Origin of the sequence: Streptomyces pathocidini (genome assembly GCF_001418495.1) — a bacterium.
In the GTDB taxonomy this organism is placed as follows: domain Bacteria; phylum Actinomycetota; class Actinomycetes; order Streptomycetales; family Streptomycetaceae; genus Streptomyces; species Streptomyces pathocidini.
This window is the reverse complement of sequence record NZ_LIQY01000364.1, coordinates 1-7,058: the sequence shown is the minus strand read 5'-3', so window position 1 is coordinate 7,058 and position 7,058 is coordinate 1. Positions and strand designations below refer to the sequence as shown.

General features: G+C 71.5%; 6 protein-coding genes and 1 pseudogene. 2 read left to right on the top strand and 5 right to left on the bottom strand.

Annotation, left to right across the window (positions count from 1 at the left end):
* Both AOK16_RS17450 and AOK16_RS17445 read left to right on the top strand, forming a co-directional pair.
* Positions 1-1,842: glycosyl hydrolase family 8 (locus AOK16_RS17450; protein ID WP_079101494.1), on the top strand; the 1,842-nt coding region annotated here is incomplete at its 5' end.
* 392 nt (positions 1,843-2,234) lie between these two features.
* Positions 2,235-3,446 carry a C40 family peptidase gene (locus tag AOK16_RS17445; protein WP_055473161.1) on the top strand — a complete coding sequence of 404 codons (1,212 nt, stop codon included), beginning with the start codon at positions 2,235-2,237 and terminating at the stop codon, positions 3,444-3,446.
* Positions 3,447-3,617: 171 nt separating this feature from the next.
* On the opposite strand, the gene AOK16_RS17440 is transcribed toward AOK16_RS17445, so the two are convergent.
* The 5 genes and pseudogenes from AOK16_RS17440 to AOK16_RS27235 form a co-directional block, all read right to left on the bottom strand.
* Positions 3,618-4,868 (bottom strand): styrene monooxygenase/indole monooxygenase family protein, encoded by a 1,251-nt coding sequence (locus AOK16_RS17440; RefSeq protein WP_055473160.1) that lies wholly within the window; start codon positions 4,866-4,868, stop codon positions 3,618-3,620.
* Positions 4,869-4,919: 51 nt separating this feature from the next.
* Positions 4,920-5,546 carry a GTP-binding protein gene (locus tag AOK16_RS17435; protein WP_055473164.1) on the bottom strand — a complete coding sequence of 209 codons (627 nt, stop codon included), beginning with the start codon at positions 5,544-5,546 and terminating at the stop codon, positions 4,920-4,922.
* A gap of 19 nt (positions 5,547-5,565) precedes the next feature.
* Positions 5,566-5,964, bottom strand: coding sequence for a DUF742 domain-containing protein (locus tag AOK16_RS17430; protein ID WP_055473163.1), 399 nt, complete (start codon positions 5,962-5,964; stop codon positions 5,566-5,568).
* On the bottom strand, positions 5,961-6,509 hold the full coding sequence (locus AOK16_RS17425; RefSeq protein WP_055473162.1) for a roadblock/LC7 domain-containing protein: 549 nt from the start codon (positions 6,507-6,509) through the stop codon (positions 5,961-5,963). Before AOK16_RS17425 ends, AOK16_RS17430 begins: the two co-directional genes overlap by 4 nt.
* Before the next feature lie 86 nt (positions 6,510-6,595).
* Positions 6,596-7,058: pseudogene (locus tag AOK16_RS27235) on the bottom strand (histidine kinase); the annotation flags it as partial.

The following is a 7,058-nucleotide window of genomic DNA, read 5'->3' as shown; positions in this document are numbered from 1 at the left end:
GCCAATCTGCTGTCGAACTCCGGGTTCGAGAGCGGTTCGCTCTCCGGCTGGTCCTGCACCGGCGGGCTCGGCTCGATCGTCTCCTCCCCCGTCCACGGCGGCACCAAGGCCCTGGCCGGGGCGACCAGCTCCACCGACCTCGCCAAGTGCTCGCAGACCGTATCCGTACAGCCCAACACCGCGTACACGCTCTCCAGTTGGGTCCGCGGCAGCAATGTCTATCTCGGTGTCACGGGCGGCTCCTCGACCTGGACCACCTCCACCGGCGCCTACACCCAGCTCACCACCACGTTCACCACCGGCGCGTCCCAGACCACCGCCGAGGTGTACGTGAGCGGCTGGTACGGGCAGGGCACGTACTACGCGGACGACATCAGCCTCGACGGACCCGGCGGAGGCGGAGGCACCGGCGACACCCAGGCCCCGACCGCACCCGGCAACCTGCGGTCCACCGGCAAGACCTCCTCCAGCGTCTCCCTCGCCTGGAACGCCGCCACCGACAACACCGCCGTCACCGGCTACGACGTCTACCAGGGCACGACCCTGAAGACCTCCGTGACCGGCACCAGCGCCACCGTCGGCGGCCTGAGCGCCAACACCGCCTACTCCTTCACCGTCAAGGCCCGCGACGCCGCCGGCAACACCTCACCCGCCTCCACCCCGCTCTCCGTCACCACCAGCGCCAACCAGACCGCGGGCCCGAACGTGCCCTTCGGCAGCCACTCCTTCCCGTACGCCGCGGGGACGATCAAGGTCTCCGGCGACCAGGCGGCCAACGACGCCAAGGTCGTCACGTACTACCAGCAGTGGAAGGCCGCGTTCCTCAAGTCGGGCTGCGGCAACGGCTGGGCCGCGATCGCCTCCCCCGACGCCGACCACCCCTACGTCGCCGAGGGCCAGGGCTACGGGCTGACCATCCTCGCCACGATGGCCGGCGCGGACGCCGCCGCGAAGACCGACTTCGACCGCGTCCTGAAGTACGTGCTCGACCACCCCTCCGTCAACGACGCCGACCTGCACGCGGCCGAGCAGAACTCCAGCTGCCAGAGCGTCAACGGCAGCGACTCGGCCACCGACGGCGACCTGGAGATCGCGTACGCGCTGCTGCTCGCCGACAAGCAGTGGGGCAGCACCGGCACGTACAACTACAAGGACCTGGCGGTCCGGCGGATCAACGCGATCAAGCGCAGCGAGATCGTCTCCGCCACCAACCTGACCAACCTGGGCGACTGGTCCTCCGGCGACTACAACAAGATCAGCCGCACCTCGGACTGGCTTCCCGGCCACTTCCGCGCCTTCAAGAAGGCGACCGGGGACGCCGCCTGGGACACCATCCGCGACAAGCACCAGACGCTGATCGCGAGCCTCCAGTCGCAGTACGCCCCGAACACCGGCCTGCTGCCGGACTTCGTGCAGGACACCACGACCAGCCCCAAGCCCGCCGCCGGTGAGGTGCTGGAGTCCCCGCTGGACGGGGCCTACTCCTGGAACGCCTGCCGCGACCCGTGGCGGATCGGCGTCGACGCGCTGACCAGCGGCGACAGCAGGTCGCTCGCCGCCGTGCGCAAGATGAACACCTGGATCAAGTCGGCGGCGGGCGGCAACCCCGCCAACATCCAGCAGGGCTACCGGCTGGACGGCAGTGTCGCCGAGTCCGGCTCCTCGGTCGCCTTCATCGCCCCGTTCGCGGTCGCGGCCGCGGCCGACTCGGGCAGCCAGGCCTGGCTGGACGCGCTGTGGAACAAGCTCAACTCCACACCCCTGGACAGCAGCAGCTACTACGGCTCCAGCATCCAGCTCCAGGTCATGATCGCCATCACCGGCAACCACTGGCTGGCGTGAACCGCGCCGGGTGACGCCCGGACCCGGGAAACCGGACCCGAGAAACCGGACCCCGGGAAACCGGACCCGGGAACAGGCCCAAGGAACCGGCCCCAGAAGCCGGCCCGGAGAAACCGGACCACGAGAAAATACAAGACCGCTGGTGCCCGCCAACCCCCCGGAGCGGGCACCAGCTCCTTTCCCGCCCCCGCCGAAACACCCCGCCGAAACGCTCGCGCCATAGCACGGGCCGCCACCGGGGCCCGGCAGCACCGCGCGGCCCCGCGTCACGAGGCACCTATCGGGTGACTTCCTTGGGCGGTTCCGCCCAGCGGTGATTGCCGCTCATACGACTACCTCTCAAAGATCGGTCCTGCACTGCGAGTGGACTGCGATCCAACGGAGGTGAGCCGGTGTCAGGACGGTTCGTACGGTCGGTCCGTGTGGCTGCGGTGGCCGCCGGCACCGCGCTGGCCGTGGCCGCACCGCCCCCGCACGCCGTCGCCGACCCGGGCGAGCGTTCGGTGCAGACGCTGCTGACGCGGCTTCAGACGCTGTACCGGGAGGCGGAGCAGGCCAGCGAGGCCTACAACGCCACCGCCGTCGAGCTCAAGGACCAGCGGCGGAAGGTCCGCGTGCTCGGCTCCCGGCTCGTCAGGGCCCGGATCAGACTCGCTGACGGCCGGGACCACGCCGGGCGGCTGGCCCGGGAGCAGTACCAGGACTCCACCGGCGGCCTCTCCCCGTATCTGCGGATGGCGCTCAGCCGCGAGCCGCAGGGCGCGCTGGACCAGGCCCACCTGATCCGGCGGGCCGCCGACACCCGCCGCGCCACCGTCCTGCGGCTGAGCGCCGGCGAGCGGCGGCTGGACGGGCTCGCCACCAGGGCCCGTACGGCGCTGGACCGGCAGCAGACGCTCGCCGCACGGAAACTCCGGCAGCGGGAAGCGGTGCGGCTCCAGCTGGACGCGGTGGAGCGGACACTGATCTCGCTCTCCCCCGCCGAACTGGCCGCCGTCGGAAAGCTGGAGCGCAGCCGGGTCGCCGCCGCGCAGCGGGCCCTGCTGCGGTCCGGCACCCTGCGCCCCGCCTCGGTGCGCAAGCCGTCGGCAGCCGGCGCGCGGGCCATCTCGTACGCGGTGGCCCAGCTCGGGAAGCCGTACGTGTGGGGGGCCGAGGGGCCGCGGGCCTTCGACTGCTCGGGGCTGACCTCCCAGGCCTGGGCGCACGCGGGGCGGGCCATTCCGCGCACCAGCCAACTGCAGTGGCGGCGGCTGCAGAAGGTGCCGCTGCGGGAGCTGCGCCCCGGGGACCTGGTGGTGTACTTCAAGGACGCCACGCACGTGGCCATCTACATCGGCAACGGCAAGGTCGTGCAGGCGCCCCGGCCCGGGGCGCGGATCAAGGTCTCGCCGATCGCGGCGAACCCGCTGCTGGGGGCGGTCCGCCCGGACACCTCCGAAAAGGCCCTCACCGCGTACTCCCTCCCGGACCTCCCCTCGGGCGCGGCCTCGGGATCGGACACCGGCTACTCCCTTCCGACCGGCCCCGACCACGCGTCGGTGTCGGGGACTTCGGAGGACGAGGACGAGGACGACGGCATGCCCGAGACGGCCCCGGCCTGAGCTGCGGCAGAACCCGGGCCAGCCCCCGGATCGCCCCGCGGGCTCGTCCTCGAACGCCGGACGGGCCGGGGTCGTGAGCCGGGCTCAGGATGGGCCCGGCCACCGCCCCCGTCCGGCTCCGCTCTTTTCAATACACCGCAGAACCCCGAATGGTTCCATCCGTTTCCGGGCTCAGGCTCCCGCCTGCACCTGGGCCGAGACGGCCGCCAGGTAGGAGCCGGCGAGCTCGGGGTCGTAGAAGAAGTTCTCGAAGTCCGCCGGGTTGTCGAAGCCGTTGGCGAAGCGGTCGGCGACCGGCTGGAGCCCGCCCGCGGCGCCGATGAGGTCGAGGATGTGCTCCGGCGGCGGGGCGAGCATCGCGTTCGTCCACTTCGTCACGTGCTGGGCGGTGTCCCAGTAGCGGTCGAAGGTGGCGCGCATCCAGGCCTCGTCGAAGGGCCGGTCGCCGTGCTCGGTGATCGAGGCGAGGTACGCGGCGGCGCATTTGGAGGCCGAGTTGGAGCCCTGGCCGGTGATCGGGTCGTTGGCCACGACCACGTCGGCCACGCCCAGCACCAGCCCGCCGCCGGGCAGCCGGCCGACCGGGTTGCGCACGATCGGCGCGTAACGCCCGGACAGGGTGGCGTTGGCGTCGGTCGGCTCGACCTTGGTGGCGCGCGCGTACTCCCAGGGCGTGTACCTCTCCATCAGCTCCAGGGCCAGCGCCAGGTGCTCCTGGGGATCCTTGACGCCCTGGAAGACGTCCAGCGGGCCGCCGGGGACGCCCTCCCAGAAGAGGATGTCCGCCCGGCCCGAGGTGGTGAAGGTCGGCATGACGAACAGTTCGCCGACGCCCGGCACCAGGTTGCAGCGGACCGCGTCGAACTCCGGGTGCTCCGGGCGGGGTCCGAGCCCGTGCACGTACGCGACGGCCAGCGCGCGCTGCGGGGCGTCGTACGGGGAGCGCGAGGCGTCCCGGCCGAACATCGACACCAGTTCGCCCTTGCCCGCCGAGACCATCACCAGGTCGTACCTGCGGGCGAAGAAGTCCAGGTCGGAGACCGCCGCGCCGTGGATGACGAGCTGCCCGCCGCGCTGCGCGAAGGTCTCCAGCCAGCCGGCCATCTTGACCCGCTGGTCCACAGACTGGGCGTATCCGTCGAGCTTGCCGACCCAGTCGATCACCCTCTGGGACTCCGGCCCCGCGACAGAGACCCCCAGGCCCTCGATGCGCGGGGTCTGGCTCTCCCAGAAGTTGACCTCCAGATCGCGCTCGTGCTGGAGGGCGGTGTGGAACATGCACTGGGTGGACATGACCCGGCCGGCGCGGATCTCGTCGGCCGTGCGGTTCGACATCAGGGTGACCTCGTACCCCCGCGACTGCAGGCCGAGGGCGAGCTGGAGGCCGGACTGTCCGGCCCCCACGATGAGTATCTTCCGCATGACGGTGCTTTCTCTCTCCAGGGAATACGGGTGCGGGCGGCGGCCCCGGGCTTACTCGGGCGTGAGGTCCAGCGCGTAGCCGACAAGGGCCAGCAGGGAGTCGAGGACGGTGATCCGCCGGCGCGCGTCCATGATCACGATCGGCACCCGCGGAGGCACCGTCAGGGCCTCCCGTACATCCTCGGGCTCAAACGATTCGCTGCCCTCGAAGTGGTTGACCGCGACGACGTACGGCAGCCCGCAGCTCTCGAAGTAGTCCAGCGCCGGGAAGCAGTCCTGGAGTCTGCGGGTGTCGGCCATGACGATCGCGCCGATCGCACCGCGCACCAGGTCGTCCCACATGAACCAGAACCGCTTCTGGCCCGGCGTGCCGAAGAGGTAGAGCACGAGGTCGGAGTCCAGCGTGATCCGGCCGAAGTCCATGGCGACCGTGGTCGTGGTCTTCTCCGGGGTGGGCGCCAGGTCGTCGAGGTCCTCGGAGGCCTCGGTCATCAGGGCCTCGGTGGTCAGCGGGGTGATCTCGGAGACCGAGCCGACGAAGGTCGTCTTGCCCACGCCGAAGCCGCCCGCCACGACGATCTTCGTGGCGACGGGGGCCCGGGTGCGGTCGGTCTGCCAGCCCTGCAGCCCGCCCTCTTCCTCGATGTCCTTGACGCCCAGGCCGTAGGCGTCCTCGATGCCCGTGCCGACCGTGGTGTCAGAGCCTACGGAGTCCACTCAACACCCTTTCCAGCAGTGCGCGTTCGGGGCGGCCGGTGCCGTGGCCGGTGCCGTAGACGCGGATCTTTCCCTGGTCGGCCAGATCGCTGAGCAGCACGCGGACCACGCCCAGCGGCATCTTCAGCAGCGCGGAGATCTCGGCGACCGTGCGCATCCTGCGGCACAGTTCGACGATCGCCCGCATCTCCGGCATCACGCGATCCCCCCAACCGCCGGAGGTCAGCTCGCGCCGCTCCTCGGGCCCGTCGAGCGCCGCGACGAACGTCTCGACGAGCAGCACGTGGCCGAAGCGGGTGCGGCCGCCGGTGAGCGCGTACGGGCGGACGCGCGCGGGTTTGCGGTCCCCGCCGCGCTGCGGGAGTTTGGGTGGCGTCACAGCTCCCTCTCCAGGGACTTGCGCAGTTCACTGCGGAGTTCGGGGGTGAGGACATGGCCGGCGCGGCCCACGAAGAGGGCCATGTGGTACGCGATGACGCTCATGTCGCAGTCCGCGGCGGCGTGCACGCCGAGCAGCGAGCCGTCGCTGATCGACATGACGAAGAGGCTGCCCTCGTCCATGGCCACCACGGTCTGCTTCACGACCCCGGCGTCCATGAGCTTGGCGGCGCCGACGGTGAGGGCCGCCAGGCCAGAGACGATGGTGGCGAGGTCGCTCGCGTTCCCGCCCCGGGGCTTGGGGTTGGTGGCGGCGCGCTGGGACGGTACGGCGGAGCGGCCCTCCAGGCGGTCCCGGCGGCTACGGATGTCCGCTTCGCGGCCCGGTTGGTCGGTGTCCGAGGAGAGCAGGAGCAGTCCGTCGGACGAGACGACAGCCACCGACCGCAGGCCGGGGACCTCGCCGACGAGGTTGTTCAGCAGCCATTGGAGATTGCGGGCCTCGCTGCTCAGCCCGTACGGCACGGTGGCGGTCGCCGCGGTCATCGCGAGCGAGCTGCCCGCGCCGTGCTGGTCGTGGTGCTGGTCATGGTCATGGTGCTGGCTGTCCTGGCTGTGCCTGGTAAACGCGTTCAACCGCGTGCCTCCTCGACTGTGCCACCCTTGGCCGAAGCCCCCCTCTGTTCCCCCGCTCGCGCGTTGGCGCCTTCCCTCTCACGCACGTTGGCGCCTTCCCCCGTTCCCGTGGTGGCGCCTTCCCCCGCGCCGTCGCCTCCGCCGAGACCGCTGCCGGCTGCCACCGGCTCGGCCTCCGCGGCTCCCCCGACGATCTCCTTCTCGGCGTCCCGCCGGCCCTCCTTGGCACCCTGGTGGAACCCGCCGAGCTTGGCGCGCAGCGCCGACGCGTCCACGGATCCGGTCCGCTCGGAACTCTGCGAAGCCAGGTCCACGTTCTTCGGCATCCGCTTGGGCAGCCCCTTGTCGGTGACGCGCTCCCACTGGGGGTCGGAGGGGCCGCGGGGCGCCTCGGCCCCGCCTTCGGCAGGCGCCCCGGCCGACTCCGCGGCGGTGAACTGCGGCGGGGCGGTGGTGGCC

Bases quoted from the DNA above. Each gene is read 5' to 3' on its own strand.
- AOK16_RS17440 (WP_055473160.1), bottom strand. From the start codon at position 4,868: ATGCGGAAGATACTCATCGTGGGGGCCGGACAGTCCGGCCTCCAGCTC.
- AOK16_RS17425 (WP_055473162.1), bottom strand. From the start codon at position 6,509: ATGACCGCGGCGACCGCCACCGTGCCGTACGGGCTGAGCAGCGAGGCC.